Here is a 13,809-nt window from a genome sequence, read left to right on the forward strand (position 1 = left end):
ACTGCCTAATTGCCAACTCTGCGAGTGAGTACGCTGCGGAGTTGGCAATTTTCAAAGCTAACAAAAGTAAGTGGATTAACCCGCGAAATATGTTGATGCCGTTTAAATGGTTTCTCAGGCAAACACCATTCGCTGTTGTTAAACCCGATAGCGCCAAATAGCCCGGAGCGGGCCGGGGTGATGAGGGTTGGCCAAAGCGAGGACTATGGGTAAAAGCGGGGCTATTAGCCGGTAATTAGTTATTAAGGAAAAACCTTATATACATCATTGCGTTTAACAAATCGGGCCAATTCTATTAAATTTTCACTTTTAAAAAAACCTAGACGATAATCTCCAATACGATAGCGATAAGCTGTTGAAAAACCTTGCATCTTGATTATACCAGTGACATCATTTAATGTATCCGCATTTTCTAATTGAAGTATAAAATCTCTTATTCTTGCCTTTAGAGATTTGTCAGTGATTTTTTTAATATCATTAACAAATGATCGTAAAAAAACTACTTCCATTAGTCTAAAATATTCATTACTTCTTCACGAGTTGCGATATCGTTTCTGTCTGCCTGTTGCATCAGTAACAGCAATCCTAAATCTTCTTTTTCTTCATTGGTTAATGCTTTTAAACGCTCGTTTTCTTTATATTCAACATAAAAAGAAACAGCTTTTTCTAAAAGAGCTTTTACGCTTAAATCCTCGAATGCTGAAAGTATTTTAACCTTTGTAAGTACGCTTTCGTCAATATCTATATTTTTTCTCATCATCTTTTGTTATTACGTGTTAAATATACAAAATACACATTATATACACGTAATTATTTTTTTACCCGCATCTGTTTTATTTCCCCGTTACTGTGCGTATCAAGTATTTTGGCACATCTGTAAAATGTCGCTCTTGTCAATTGAAGTCTTTTACAAATTTAATTGGGTGTTTGGTCACCAGCTTTATAAACAGAGGGCATAACTAACAATTTGGAAATGATATCTTTTGTAAAACCTTTTGGTCTGCCAACAGTGCGCCCCCTTGCTCTTGCAGACTGTAAACCTGCATTTGTTCGCTCTCTTATTAATTCCCCTTCATATTCAGCAAAGGAAGCCACAACATTTAATATTAACCGACCGTTTTATAGTTCATTAAACGCTCATTTTGAAGAAAATTGACGATTCTTTGAAATAGGTTCTAAACATCCATTTGCACGTTTAGGAACAATGGCGAGGTGACAACACTGAGCCTATTACAACCGCATTCCCCTTAAAAAATCTTCAATTGCCATCCGTTTCTTCCCTTCGTATTGAACATCTAATAACTTGATGAAACCGTCTTTGGTTGCAAACTTTAAGTACGTTTTTCCATCCGTTAAAAAACCTCCGGCAGCTATTGCAGGCTCTTTATCTTCAATTTCGGCTTTAAAAACCTTAAAAGTTTTGTCGTTCAGCGTGGTAAAGGCCGTAGGATACGGGCTTAAACCACGTATTAAATTGTGAACCGTTTGCGAAGGACAATTCCAGTTGATTTTACAATCATCCTTAAAAATCTTCGGTGCATGTTTCAATGCATCACTTTGCGGCTGCGGCTGTTCACTTACTTCGCCCGCTTCAATTGCTTTTAACGTTTTCACTATTAATTGCGCACCAATTCCCATAAGCTTGTCGTGCAACTCTCCGGCCGTTTCATTGTCAGCTATTGCAACACTGTCGCTTAAAATAATATCGCCCGTATCAATCTCATGTTTCAGAAAAAATGTGGTAACGCCACTTTCTTTTTCACCATTAATAATGGCATGGTTAATGGGTGCAGCGCCACGATATTGGGGAAGTAAGGAGCCGTGCAGATTAATGGTTCCCTTGGGCGGCATGTTCCATACTACTTCGGGCAACATTCTAAAAGCCACAACAACCTGTAAATCGGCCTGGTAAGATTTCAGCTCTGCAATAAATTCTGGTTGCTTAAGTTTTTCGGGCTGCAAAACCGGAATGCCCTTTTCTACGGCATATTTTTTAACCGCACTTTCGTTTAATTTTTGCCCGCGTCCGGCGGGTTTATCTGGCGCCGTCACAACCGCAACAACGTTAAAATTAGCGTTCACGATAGCATCTAAAGAAGCAACGGCAAATTCGGGCGTACCCATAAAAACTATTTTCATAGATAGATGTTGTGTTTCTGAAAATAACGTGGCTGTCCACATTAAAGTTTTACAAAATAACTAAAAATAAACCCATACTTAAAGGCTAAAAATGGTACAAGGCAAAGATGTTGTTAAAGAGAGCGGATTAGTTTATGTAACCGATACGATGCCTGGTCTTTATCGAAAGGGCAAACCCGGAAAATTTTATTACGAAGACAAAGACGGCAACAAGGTTTCCGATGAGAAACACCTTGCCCGTATAAAGGCACTTGTTATACCGCCAGCGTGGCAAAATGTATGGATAGCCAATAAACCAAATGCCTACCTGCAGGTTACGGGGATAGATGCAGCGGGGCGGAAGCAATACAAGTATCACACCAAATGGACAAGTCGCCGCTCTGAGCATAAATACTTCAGGCTTCTGGAGTTTGGCAGGGCTTTGCCGAATGCCCGCAAGAATTTGGCCAAAGATTTGCGCCGAAAAGAGTTTGACGAAAGAAAGGTGCTGGCCATTTCGGTCGATGTATTGCAAAAAACGCTGATTAGGGTAGGGAACGAGAGTTATAAGCAGCTTTATGGATCGTTTGGGTTAACAACGCTTCGTGATAAGCACGTAAAAATCAACGGCAGTAAAATCGTTATGGATTTTATAGGCAAAAAAGGGGTTAAGCAGCAATTGGAACTTAACGATCGATCGTTGGCCAGAATGGTGAAAAAATGCCGCGACATTCCGGGGCAGGAGCTATTTCAATTTTATACCAACGGAAAAGAGCATAAAAGCATCGATTCGGGCAAAATAAACAGCTATATCAAAGAAATTACGGGTGATGACTTTACGGCGAAAGATTTTAGGACCTGGGGTGGAACGCTCGAAGCCTTACGTCAATTTGCCAAGTGCAGCGTAGATGAAGATTTGCAATTGAATTCGAAAAAAACAATAGTTAAGGTTTTGGATTGTGTTGCCCAAAAACTTGGGAATACGCGGGCCGTTTGTAAAAGCTCTTATGTTTACCCCTTGCTAATTACCGCCTACGAGAATAATGAATTGGAGAAATACCTGAAAATGATGAATAAAAACAAGGCCACCAGCAAAGTTGGTTTGGCGCATGATGAAAAAGTGTTATTGTCATTTCTAAAATCCACAAATAAATAGATAACTATTATATTTGTTTTTTTCTTGTATGCAAATCAACCTCGACGACAACGCCAGTATTTTTTATTACCTGATCGAAGAATCGCCAATGCCAATTGGCTTATATGTTGGCGAAGAAATGGTTATTAAGGTGGCCAACAAGGCTTTGCTTAAAGCGTGGGGCAGAGATAAAGCCGTAATTGGTAAACCGCTAAGCGAGGCATTACCAGAACTGATAAATCAGCCTTTTCTTGAGATTTTGGAAAGGGTACGCCACACTGGCGTCGCTTACGAAGGAAAAGAAGACCGGGTTGAGCTGATCAACAACGGCACTTTACAAGTATTTTACTTTGATTTTATTTATAAACCCCTAAAAGATACCGATGGCAATGTTTGGGGAATTTTGAACAATGCTACCGACATTACCGAGTTGGTAAATGCACGGTTAAGAATTAAAGCCAATGAAGAGCTTTTTAGAAAGATGATTCAGGATGCGCCCGTTGCGATAGGTATTTTAAGAGGAAAGAACTTTGTAATTGAACAGGCAAATGCCGATTTACTTAATTTGTGGGGCAAAACCGAATCGGTTATAGGACTGGAACTTATTGACGGATTGCCGGAACTGATCGATCAGCCTTTTCCTAAATTGCTTACCAGTGTATATGAATCGGGTGTTTCGCATCATGGCTACGAAACAATGGCAAAGATTGAGCGAGATGGGGTACTGCAAGATTGCTATTTCAACTTCGTTTACGATCCTATCCGCAATGGCAACAATGAAGTAACCGGCATTATGGTGGTGGCCAATGAAATTACCACCCTGGTAAAATCGCGTATGGAAGTGGCCAAAAGCGAAGAACGGTTCAGAAACCTGCTGTTGGATACGCCTATGGCTACCGCTTACTACGAAACGGAGGATATTGTACTTACGCTCGTAAACGATGAAATGCTTAACTATTGGGGCAAAGATAAGAGCATACTGGGTAAAAAGTTAGAAGACGCCGTTCCTGAGCTTAAGAGCCAGCCATTTATTGGCATCATCAAAGAAGTTTATAGAACGGGAGTTCCGTACCATGCCGATCAGCAGGAAGCCACCCTGGTTGTTGATGGTCAACCGAAAACAAGCTGGTTCAATTTTACCTACAAACCGCTGCGCAATGCCGACGGACAAGTGTATGCCATTTTACACGCGGCTATGGACGTAACCAAACAGGTGCAGCTCCAACAACAAAAAGATGAATTTTTAGGGATTGCCAGTCACGAATTAAAAACACCTGTTACCAGCATTAAAGCTTATACGCAGGTGCTGGAGCGGATGATCAGGAACGATGGCGATGAGAAAAAGGCGGCAATGGTGCACAAAATGGACCTGCAGCTAAACCGATTAACGGGTTTAATTGGCGATTTGCTCGACGTAACCAAAATTCAATCGGGTAAAATGACCTTTAACCCAATAAACTTCGATTTTGATTTGGCCGTAATAGAAATTGTTGAAGAAATGCAGCATATTTCAGCCAAGCACCATATCAACATGCATTTAAATAGCAATGCAATAGCCTATGCCGATAAAGAGAGAATTGGGCAGGTAATTACAAATTTTATTGCCAATGCAATTAAATATTCGTCTGATGCAAATAGCATTGATGTAAGCAGTTACGCCAGAGATAATGAAATCGTTTTGAGCGTTCAGGACTATGGAATCGGCATTTCGAAAGAACTGCAACATCTGGTGTTCGATCAGTTTTACCGGGTATCGGGAAATTTACAGCACACCTATCCCGGTTTGGGGTTAGGGTTGTACATATCGGCAGAGATTGTGAAGAGTGAGGGCGGCAGAATTTGGGTCGAGAGCGAAGAAGGCAAAGGATCCACTTTTTACTTTAGCTTAAAGATCAATCCGATTGAGTTGTAGGGCAATGGGCAATTGGCAATTAGCAATGGGCAATATCCAATTAGCATTGACCAATAACCAATGACCAATTAGCAAATGAACCGATGAACCAATGACTAATAAACTAATCAACCAATAATTACTCCTTCGGCGCTTTCTTAATTGAATGAACAGGTTGTTCTTCTTGTTCCCTTTGCTTTGCCGGATCGTTCGTTTTTGGTGCCTTATTTGGCGTGCTGTCATTCGGTTGTCTAACAGTTTTGTGGTCTACAGGCTCGCGACCTTTTGGCACTTCCTGCTCATAATTACTGCCTGGTTTATCACTTTTTTCTTTCGGACCGCTCATAATATAAATTATTGAATTAGAGAATGATTGAATTGCAGTTATAAATGTCAATTCCACTTAATAACAAACTCATTTAGCTATTGTTTGGAAACGTAAGCATCCGATGAATCTCAGCGTGGTGCATATATTCATCGGATGACTTCTAGAATTCAATCATTCACTCACCTCTTCATTCTATTGTTCTACTCATAAAGCAGGTACTTTTTGGAATGTAGTCATCCGATGAATCTCAGCATGGTGCATGTATTCATCGGATGACTTCTAGAATTCAATCATTCACCCACTCCTTCATTCAATTGTTCTACTCATAAAGCAGGTACTTTTTGGAATGTAGTCATCCGATGAATCTCAGCATGGTGCATATATTCATCGGATGACTTCTATAATTCAATCATTCACTCACTCCTTCATTCAATTATTCTACTCATAAAGCAGGTACTTTTTGGAATGTAGTCATCCGATGAATCTCAGCGTAGTGCACATATTCATCGGATGACTTCTATAATTCAATCATTCACTCGCTCCTTCATTCAATTGTTCTACTCATAAAGCAGGTACTTTTTGCGCATTGTTTTGTATGCACTTAAGCCGGGTTCCCAGCTTGCTCTGATCTCTTTTTCGCTCTTTCCATCAATGACCTGTTGTCTGAAATTGCCATCACCCACCAGCTTTTCAATTGTTCCTAAAGCCTTACTCAGTTTGGTGTTAAAAAAATCTTCTTTTCTTGGAGACGCATTGTAAAGCTCGATCAGCCATGAGATGTTTACCTGTTTCGATGCCCGCAATTTTTCTACATCATAATTTCTCAGGTCTAAGCCATAGCAAACCTGATCTTGAAACAATGGCGATTCAGACATTCCTTTAATGCTTTTTGGCGTAAAGCTGAAATCATATTTGCCCTTTAAATATGGCGCACCAATAATGGTGAAAGGAAACATTGTACCGCGGCCATGATTTAAATATACTCCCTCAAACAAACAAGTAGATGGGTAAAGTAGTATAGACTGTGCGGTGTTCAAGTTCGGCGATGGTTTTACCGGTAAGGTATATTCCATGTCGTGGTTGTAGTTGGCATTTTTGATAATCGTAATCTCACATTTTGCCTTGTCTTTAAGCCAGCCTTCGCCATTAAGCATTTGAGCGTACTCGCCAACTGTTAAGCCATGCGAAATTGGAATGGGCTGTAAACCAATGCCCGATTTGTATTTTGGATCTAAAATCGGCCCATCAATTAAATAGCCGTTCGGGTTGGGGCGATCAAGTATCAACAGCGGTTTTTTGTTGGCTGCACAGGCTTCCATTACATGTTGCAATGTGTTAATATACGTGTAAAAACGAACGCCAACATCCTGAATATCAAAAACCATAATGTCTATATCAGCCAAATCTTCGGTGGTTGGTGTACTGTGCTTTCCATAAAGTGAAACCGCTTTTATTCCGGTTTTTTCATCAATTTCATCGTTTACTGCTACTCCGGCGCTTGCATTGCCTCTGAAGCCATGCTCCGGACCGAAAATCTTCTGAATTTTTACACCTCGTTTCAATAAGCTATCTACCGAAGTTTCGGCTCCGATTATCGAAGTTGGGTTTACCACCATGCCCACACGTTTTCCCTTCAACAACGGTAGGTACTTTTCAGTCTGTTCAGCACCTGTTTTCAGTGCGCTTTCTGGTTTAATGGCATCAATTGATCGCAATTGCGTTTTTCCACTGCGCTTTGGCTTTATATCATCGCCCACGGGCTTGGGTTGGCCGCATGCGCTCAGGGCTATTAAACTTGTAAATGCAAAGCTGATGTATCTTTTCATAATTTGTACGCTTTTAATCTTTGGTTTTTAGGTTAAGCAGCAAACAATTTAGCGCTTTTTTAATTATAATTAGCGAACGATTATTTACCATGGGTTATTTATGTCAAAAATGCCATTTTTAAAAAGGATTTAAGCATTTTTGCCATAACAAATTTTATACATTGAATTTCGAATATTTCATAGCGGGCCGAATTGCCATCAAATCTGAACGGACTTTTTCAAAGCTGATCGTTCGCATCGCCATCGCAGGCGTAATGCTCAGCCTGGCTGTTATGATCTTATCTATCGCCATTATTAAAGGGTTTAAAACCGAAATTCAGGATAAGGTACGTGGCTATTTAGGCGATGTTCAGATTACGCGCTACGATTTAAACAACTCGTTTGAACATACACCGTTTGTGCTCGATGCTGAAACAGAAAAGCAACTCAAAAACAATCCCGAAATAGAATATTATTATCCCTTTGCTACCAAACCGGCCATTCTTTCGGCCAATAACGAAATTGAAGGGATAAATTTTAAGGGGATTGATAAAACCTATAAGTGGGATTATATCAAACAGCACATTATCAGCGGTACGATCATCGATTTTTCTGATAGTACGGCGGCGATGCAGGAACTGCTAATTTCGAAATATACGGCCAACCGACTAAAACTAAAAACAGGCGACGATTTTATCATGTATTTTGTTCAAAATCAGCTTCGCCCGCGGAAATTTAAAATTGTTGGTATTTATGATATCGGGGTAGAAGATATTGACAAAGGTTTTGTTTTGGGCAATTTCAATATTATTAAACGCCTTAATAACTGGAAAACGAATGAGATTGGCGGAGTGGAACTTCGGATTAAAAACTTCAAGAAGTTGCGACCAATTGCCGACCAGATTTACGAACAGTTGCCGCGCAACCTCCGCTCGTATTCCATTGAAGAGAACTTTCCCAATATTTTTACCTGGCTCGGCCTGTTGGATGTAAATACGCGGGTAATCCTCATTTTGATGTTAATTGTTGGCGTAATCAATATGGTAACGGCGCTGTTGATCATGATTTTGGAGCGAACAAATATGATCGGCATGTTAAAATCGTTCGGTGCCAGTAACCTCAGCATCATGAAAATTTTTCTGTACAACGCCGCTTATTTAATCGGAATCGGGTTATTGTTAGGAAACATTTTGGGCATTGGGCTGGGCCTGTTTCAACAATCTACACATCTATTTAAGCTCGACCAATCGTCGTATTTTTTAACCTATGCGCCGATAGAATTTCACGCCGTCGATATCATCGGCCTTAACGTAATTACTATTGTTGTTTGCTTAACTGTACTTATAATTCCTTCATTATTAATTAGCAAAGTATCGCCGCTTAAAGCAATTCGCTTTAAATAAGGAGCCTCTCCCTATTAAAGAAAGCGATTGTTGGTCTGGCAATGCAAGTCCCTCTCCGGGAGAGAGCCGTTACAAATTTGCCTTACTTCTTCCTTTCAAACGGAGACGCTTTTCCAATCTCCACCCTGTAAAGCAGCAACAATTTCACTTTTTGGCGCTAAATCCAAATAGGGGTAAGTAACTTTAGATAAGTACAGGCCCGTTGGATGCGCTGGCAACGAAAGTTTTGTGGCCTTCAGGTTGATCAGTTCGCTTTCAAATTCGTCGATGCTCAGTTCCCCTTGGCCAACCATTAAAATTTTACCCATGGTAATGCGGATCATTTTACCCAAAAAACGATTGCTTGCAATATGGAATCTGAACCGATCGCCTGTTTGATTGACGAATAAATCGGCTTCCATTACATTGCAAATGGTGTGTTCGTATTTATCAGGGTGGGTGCAAAAGGCCCTGTAATCGTTGTATTTTGGTAAAAGTTTAACCACGGCACCCATCTTATCAAAATCAAGATTTTTCAACTGATAAAATGAGCTTTGTTTACTTAAAAATGGGTCTTTGTAGGTATGAACAAAGTAATCGTACTTTCGCTGTACCGCGTCGAAACGGGCGTGTGGCCTACCCTCCATTTTTATAATATCAAAAACTGCAATGTTGTGAGGCAGGGCCTTGTTCAAAATGTACAGCAAATCAAAATCGACTGCGTTTTCTATATCAGCATGAAAAAAAAACTGACTGGCATGTACATGGGCATCCGTTCTTCCGCAACCGATAATTGAAATTGGCAATTTTAAGATTTTTGAAAGGGTTTGCTCTATAACCTCCTGTACGCTTTTAACATTTGGCTGCCTTTGCCACCCACTAAAATACTGACCTTGATAGGCGATGTGAAAGAAGTATCTCATTATTTCAAGTGCAATTTTACATAAATTTTAGCGGAGAAGTATTAAATATTACTTTTGGTTGCTAATTAATGAGATGAATATATTTGATTGTCCTTGCGGAAGTAGCTTGCAGTATCAAAACTGTTGCCAGCCTTATCATTTAAAAGCCAGAACTGCCCCAACGGCCGAAGCATTGATGCGTTCGAGATATTCGGCCTTTGTTATGGCCAATGCAGAATATCTGTACGAAACCACACACGTTACAAAACGCAAAGGAAACTCGAAAGATGCTTATTTAAAGAGCGCAAAAAATACCAAATGGCTTAAGCTCGAAATCGTTTCTGCGGGTTTTGATACTGTTGAGTTTAAAGCGTATTACCTCGATAAAAGTTTTCAAACAGACGTGCTTCACGAAAAATCTAGTTTCAAACTGGAAAATGGACAGTGGTATTATGTAGATGGAGTGTTTTACTAGCCAATCGTAATGTTTATACATGTAAGCCTAAAATTGACCACATAGAAACATACAGCACATAGCTTTTTTAACGACAAGCGTTCTCTATGATCTCTATGCCTTTATCGTTAGTTTGAACGGGGGCCCATTACAATCAGCAGCATTTCTTTTGTGACCACATAGAAACATAGAACACATAGCTTTTTTAACGACAAGCGTTCTCTATGATCTTTATGCCTTTATGGTTAGTTTGAACCGGGGCCCATTCCAGTCAGCAGCATTTCTATTTTGACCACATAGAAACATAGAGCGCATAGCTTTTTTAACGACAAGCATTCTCTAAGATCTTTATGCCTTTATGGTTAGTTTGAACCGGGGGCTATTCCAGTCAGCAGCATTTCTATTTTGACCACATAGAAACATAGAGCGCATAGCTTTTTTAACGACAAGCGTTCTCTAAGATCTCTATGCCTTTATGGTTAGTTTGAACCGGGGCCCATTCCAGTCAGCATTTCTATTGTGACCACATAGAAACATAGAACCCGAGCTTAGCCGTAAAATCTATGTTTTCTATGTGCCTATATGGTCGAAGATTTGTACTGCAAGCATTAATACCAAGCCGTATGTTATCATGTATACAATCGCAATATTCACACCTATTTTGCGATTTATGACTTATGTTCACCAATTATACATCAATGTCGAGCACAATCTCGATCTTCCCAGCATTGGTTTTATATACATCCAAAGCCACTAAATCGAGTGCTGCCAAATCAAAATTTTCTTCTTTGGCAAGCTCAAGAAACCTTTCTCTAATTTCGATAAGCAACAATTTTCTCGAAAACCCAATCGAAGAGTAAAGGTCAAAAGATTTCGGGCTGATTAGCGGATAATCTATCAACACCGTAATTCCATGTTCGGCAATCACAATTTCATCCGCATCAATCAGATTTAAAATCTCCTCGTTCGCTCTTCCGATATTAATCCAGGGCACAATTCCACCGTCGGCAGATTGAGTCGCAGTTACATTGAAGGTAACAATGCCGATCAGGTTATTCGTCGCCTGATTGTGGTTTAATGCTGAATCCATCGCTAAAGTTTCTTTGCTTCGTTCCAATAAATGTCCATTTCCGCAAGCGTCATATCAGAAAGCGCCTTGCCGTTTTCTTTTGCCTTGTTTTCGAGGTATTGAAAGCGTTTAATGAACTTTTTATTCGTTTTTTCGAGCGCATTCTCTGGGTTGATATTGATAAAACGAGCATAATTGATCAGCGAGAAAAGTACATCGCCAAATTCCGATTCTGCTTTCTCTGCATCAATAACCGTGTCGCCACTCACATTAAACTCTGCCTTAAATTCTTGTAATTCTTCCTCCACCTTTTCCCAAACCTGGCTTTTATCTTCCCAATCAAAACCCACACCGCGGGCCTTTTCCTGAATCCGGGCCGCCTTCACCAACGCCGGTAATGAGCTCGGCACACCCGCTAATACCGATTTGTTGCCTTCCTTTAGCTTTATCTGCTCCCAGTTTCGCTTCACATCGTCCTCATTTTGCACCTCAATATCACCGTAAATGTGCGGATGTCGGTTCACCAGCTTATCACAAACACCGTTCAAAACATCAACAATATTAAAAGCATCAGTTTCCGATGCAATTCTCGAATAAAAAACCAAATGCATCATTACATCCCCCAGTTCCTTTTTTATTTCATCCAAATCGCCCTCCAAAATCGCATCGCTCAGCTCATAAGTTTCTTCAATGGTTAAATGGCGCAGCGTTTCCATGGTTTGTTTTTTATCCCAGGGGCATTGCGTGCGCAAGGTATCTAAAACGGTAAGCAACCGATTAAAGGCATCAGCTGGCGTATGGGCAGCGGCAGGTATAGGGTTATTCGGCATATTAGTTTTGTTTATTTTAGCGCAAAAGCGCAGAGAACACAAAGGTAGGATTTAAAAGGTAAAAGTGTTTGTAACCTTGATGCTTTTGCTAGACCCAAAAGTAGGGTCATCGAACGGGCAGGGAGTAGAATTAAAATTTTTCCGTGTTTTTCGTGCTTCCGTGGCAAAACAATGCATGGTTTTTTGGCCGTTGGCATACACAAAACAGAGAAAAAAACTAGCAAAGAAAAGTTAAAAGCGATTCCCCTGTTCTGCTACATTGATGGTTTTATTGTAGCTACTTTATCGAATGCTAAAGTACCACGTCCAGCCGATTAAGAAAAGTTGAAACGGAATCCTGAACCATAAATACTTTGGGCCGGGGCCCGGTTTATATAAATCTTCGTAATTAATGCGGTGTTTTGCCGCATAAATATTAGCCGGAAGGATGGCCAGTAAAAAAGTAATCAAGGCCACGCCCGTATAAAAACGTGTGGCTTCGATGCTCAAACCAATTGCAAAAACAATTTCGAGTACGCCGGTAAATACTACAATCTCAACCTTTTTCGGAATAAAAAGCGGAACCATGGCAGCCATTGAGGTTTTGAACTTGAAATGGCCAATGGCGGTAAACAGTAACATGACAGACATGGCCATGTTTCCGGCAAAAATGTTGCCTTTATCAAAAGAAGTGTGGCTGCCGAAAGCAAGCAGTGCAACGTAAACGATCAGTAAAACGAATAAAGGTTTCATTAGCCCAAATTACGTTTATTAATCTTTTTCCTCAAACTTGATGCGCTTGGTGATGCGATAAACGCGTTTCTTTTTTTCGGGCTTATGGTCTTCGCCCATTAAAAGGCCCCAGGGTTTCAGGTTATCTACGCGATCGAAAATGATCTTTAAAATGGCCAGATACGGAATGCAAAGGAACATGCCCGAAATGCCCCAAATCATTTCGCCAACAACAATGCCGATAAAAGCGAATAGGGCGTTTATTTTAACTTTCGAGCCCACAACCAGCGGCATCAATACGTTTCCATCAAGGGCGTGTACACCAATAAATGCCACTAAAACCAGTAGTACCTTTGCGGCACCGGCAGTGGCAAAAGTAATCAGGCAACTTACAAGCAGTGCGAAAAAAATGCCCAGATAGGGTACAACATTAAAAATACCGGCTACCAAACCCAGTAATACAGCATATTTTACGCCAAGTAAACTCAGCACCGTAATCATTAAAACGGTAACAATGAGCATTTGCAAAAACAGGCCAATAATATATTTCTTAATGATGTATTGAATCTGATTTACAATCTCCGTTACCTTTTCTTTATGCTCCTGCTTAAACACTGAAGTTAAAAAGGTAAACAACACCCTCCGGTAATTGAGGATGAAAAAGGTAAACAAGAGCGTAAATCCTAAAAACAAAAGGGTAGAGGAAAGCGTAGCTAAGGTGGTTGCCACAATGGCAGCACTGGTAGCCAAAGCTTTTTCGGTACTATCGTTAAGGTAGGCGAGTTGTTTTTGCGTATTAATTTTAAACGTTTTTGAAATCCAGTGTTGCAGTTCGTGGTAAGATACATTCGCTTTCTGCTTTAGCAACGGCCAGTCTGCCCAAAGATCGCTAAGTTGCTTACCGAAGAAATACACAATTCCGCTGATTACTGCAATCATCAGTATTACAGCGATAATTGTTGATAAGCTTCGTTTAAACTTAAGCCGCGTTTCTAAAAAATTGCCTACTGGCAGCAGCAAAATGGCCATTAAAAACGAAAAAAGTAACGGAGCGAGCAACGATTGACCGAGAATTGCGATATAAGTAAGGCTGATTAAGCAGAAGAGTACAAGCGCCAGTTTCGGCAAAAAAGATAATTTTTCTTTCATTAGAGATTTTAAATCCTGTTTAATACAAAATGCCC

General features: G+C 40.3%; 15 protein-coding genes. 4 read left to right on the plus strand and 11 right to left on the minus strand.

Features of this window, described 5'->3' with window-relative positions; genetic code table 11:
• Positions 1 to 242 precede the first annotated feature (242 nt).
• The 4 genes from IZT61_RS21850 to fmt form a co-directional block, all read right to left on the minus strand.
• Positions 243 to 509, minus strand: a complete 267-nt coding sequence (locus IZT61_RS21850; RefSeq protein WP_196099113.1) for a type II toxin-antitoxin system RelE family toxin — start codon at positions 507 to 509, stop codon at positions 243 to 245.
• On the minus strand, positions 509 to 760 hold the full coding sequence (locus IZT61_RS21855; protein WP_230383797.1) for a hypothetical protein: 252 nt from the start codon (positions 758 to 760) through the stop codon (positions 509 to 511). The genes IZT61_RS21850 and IZT61_RS21855 overlap by 1 nt, the downstream gene beginning before the upstream one ends.
• Before the next feature lie 155 nt (positions 761 to 915).
• Positions 916 to 1,095: a recombinase family protein gene (locus tag IZT61_RS22640; RefSeq protein WP_394370731.1), complete on the minus strand. Its 180-nt coding sequence runs from the start codon at positions 1,093 to 1,095 to the stop codon at positions 916 to 918.
• A 135-nt stretch (positions 1,096 to 1,230) separates the two neighbouring features.
• Complete coding sequence (gene fmt, locus IZT61_RS21865; protein ID WP_196099114.1) at positions 1,231 to 2,139, minus strand: methionyl-tRNA formyltransferase; 909 nt, start codon at positions 2,137 to 2,139, stop codon at positions 1,231 to 1,233.
• 91 nt (positions 2,140 to 2,230) lie between these two features.
• Here fmt and IZT61_RS21870 point away from each other — a divergent pair, with 91 nt between their 5' ends.
• Positions 2,231 to 3,274: a DNA topoisomerase IB gene (locus IZT61_RS21870; RefSeq protein WP_196099115.1), complete on the plus strand. Its 1,044-nt coding sequence runs from the start codon at positions 2,231 to 2,233 to the stop codon at positions 3,272 to 3,274.
• 28 nt (positions 3,275 to 3,302) lie between these two features.
• A complete protein-coding gene (locus IZT61_RS21875; protein ID WP_196099116.1) occupies positions 3,303 to 5,165 on the plus strand; it encodes a PAS domain-containing sensor histidine kinase in 1,863 nt (620 codons plus the stop codon).
• 118 nt (positions 5,166 to 5,283) lie between these two features.
• On the opposite strand, the gene IZT61_RS21880 is transcribed toward IZT61_RS21875, so the two are convergent.
• Both IZT61_RS21880 and IZT61_RS21885 read right to left on the minus strand, forming a co-directional pair.
• On the minus strand, positions 5,284 to 5,490 hold the full coding sequence (locus IZT61_RS21880; RefSeq protein WP_196099117.1) for a hypothetical protein: 207 nt from the start codon (positions 5,488 to 5,490) through the stop codon (positions 5,284 to 5,286).
• 539 nt (positions 5,491 to 6,029) lie between these two features.
• Entirely contained in the window at positions 6,030 to 7,298 is a 1,269-nt protein-coding gene (locus IZT61_RS21885) for an exo-beta-N-acetylmuramidase NamZ family protein (RefSeq protein WP_196099118.1), read from the minus strand.
• 161 nt (positions 7,299 to 7,459) lie between these two features.
• Here IZT61_RS21885 and IZT61_RS21890 point away from each other — a divergent pair, with 161 nt between their 5' ends.
• Positions 7,460 to 8,680, plus strand: a complete 1,221-nt coding sequence (locus IZT61_RS21890; RefSeq protein WP_196099119.1) for an ABC transporter permease — start codon at positions 7,460 to 7,462, stop codon at positions 8,678 to 8,680.
• A 95-nt stretch (positions 8,681 to 8,775) separates the two neighbouring features.
• On the opposite strand, the gene IZT61_RS21895 is transcribed toward IZT61_RS21890, so the two are convergent.
• On the minus strand, positions 8,776 to 9,582 hold the full coding sequence (locus IZT61_RS21895; protein ID WP_196099120.1) for a tRNA pseudouridine synthase A: 807 nt from the start codon (positions 9,580 to 9,582) through the stop codon (positions 8,776 to 8,778).
• A gap of 73 nt (positions 9,583 to 9,655) precedes the next feature.
• Between IZT61_RS21895 and IZT61_RS21900 the strand changes: the two genes are divergently transcribed.
• Positions 9,656 to 10,036, plus strand: a complete 381-nt coding sequence (locus IZT61_RS21900) for a YchJ family protein (RefSeq protein ID WP_196099121.1) — start codon at positions 9,656 to 9,658, stop codon at positions 10,034 to 10,036.
• 667 nt (positions 10,037 to 10,703) lie between these two features.
• Here the strand turns inward: IZT61_RS21900 and IZT61_RS21905 are convergent.
• The 4 genes from IZT61_RS21905 to IZT61_RS21920 form a co-directional block, all read right to left on the minus strand.
• Positions 10,704 to 11,105 (minus strand): hypothetical protein, encoded by a 402-nt coding sequence (locus IZT61_RS21905; RefSeq protein ID WP_196099122.1) that lies wholly within the window; start codon positions 11,103 to 11,105, stop codon positions 10,704 to 10,706.
• Between the two features lie 2 nt (positions 11,106 to 11,107).
• The gene (mazG, locus tag IZT61_RS21910; protein ID WP_196099123.1) at positions 11,108 to 11,914 is read right to left on the minus strand and encodes a nucleoside triphosphate pyrophosphohydrolase; all 807 of its coding nucleotides are present in this window, start codon (positions 11,912 to 11,914) and stop codon (positions 11,108 to 11,110) included.
• A gap of 282 nt (positions 11,915 to 12,196) precedes the next feature.
• A complete protein-coding gene (locus IZT61_RS21915; protein WP_196099124.1) occupies positions 12,197 to 12,646 on the minus strand; it encodes a DoxX family protein in 450 nt (149 codons plus the stop codon).
• Positions 12,647 to 12,664: 18 nt separating this feature from the next.
• On the minus strand, positions 12,665 to 13,774 hold the full coding sequence (locus IZT61_RS21920) for an AI-2E family transporter (RefSeq protein ID WP_196099125.1): 1,110 nt from the start codon (positions 13,772 to 13,774) through the stop codon (positions 12,665 to 12,667).
• Positions 13,775 to 13,809: the final 35 nt, after the last annotated feature.

The organism is Pedobacter endophyticus (genome assembly GCF_015679185.1).
GTDB lineage: Bacteria > Bacteroidota > Bacteroidia > Sphingobacteriales > Sphingobacteriaceae > Pedobacter > Pedobacter endophyticus.